The sequence below is a fragment of the Streptomyces sp. RP5T genome, assembly GCF_003933965.1.
Classification (GTDB): Bacteria; Actinomycetota; Actinomycetes; order Streptomycetales; family Streptomycetaceae; genus Streptomyces.
Map to the genome: position 1 here is coordinate 1 of NZ_RSAJ01001204.1, position 806 is coordinate 806.

Here is an 806-nt window from a genome sequence, read left to right on the forward strand (position 1 = left end):
ACCCCACCCCCTACCTGCGCCCCTACGACCTTGCGCACCCCGCCGACCGCCGATGACCTCGTACGACCGCCTGCCGCACGGCCGGCGGGCGGCCGTACCCTTGCCCCCGTGGAGGACGACGACATCCTGGACACCGCGGACGGGCCGCAGCAGCGCCCGCAGTCGCTCATGCTCACCTTCTTCGGCAACCACGTCCTGGAGGAGGGGGACCTCGGCGTCTACTCGGGCAGCATCATCGACGTCCTGGGCCGCGTGGGCGTGGGCGAACAGGCCGTGCGCTCCACCCTCACCCGCATGGTCAACCGGGGCCTGCTCCAGCGGCAGCGCGAGGGCCGCAAGATGTTCTTCGGCCTCACTCCGCAGGCCACCCGCGTCCTGATCGACGGGCGCACCCGCATCTGGGAGCAGGGCGCCGTCAACGACGACTGGGACGGCTCCTGGACCCTGCTCGGCTTCTCCCTGCCCGACTCCTGGAAACGCCAGCGCCACGACCTGCGCTCACGGCTGACCTGGTCCGGATTCGGCGCGCTGTACAGCGGTCTGTGGATCGCGCCGGGCCACGTGGACGTCTCCGCGGTGGTCACCGACCTCGGCCTCACCGCCCACGTCAAGATCTTCCACGCGCAGGCCGCCGAGGTCACCGACATCGAGCAGATGATCCGCGACACCTGGGACCTGGAGTCCATCGCCGCCCGCTACGTCACCTTCGACAAGCGCTGGAGCGCCCACCTGGGCAACGGCGCCGACGACGACCCGATCGGCACCCGCCTGCGCCTGGTCAGCGACTGGCTCCGCACCATCCGCAC

At 71.1% G+C, this 806-nt stretch carries 1 protein-coding gene; it reads left to right on the forward strand.

Annotated features, from left to right (window positions below; all coding sequences use genetic code 11):
* Nucleotides 1-108: 108 nt before the first annotated feature.
* The coding region (locus tag EHS43_RS45420) for a PaaX family transcriptional regulator (protein WP_260471037.1) at nt 109-806 on the forward strand (698 nt) is incomplete at its 3' end.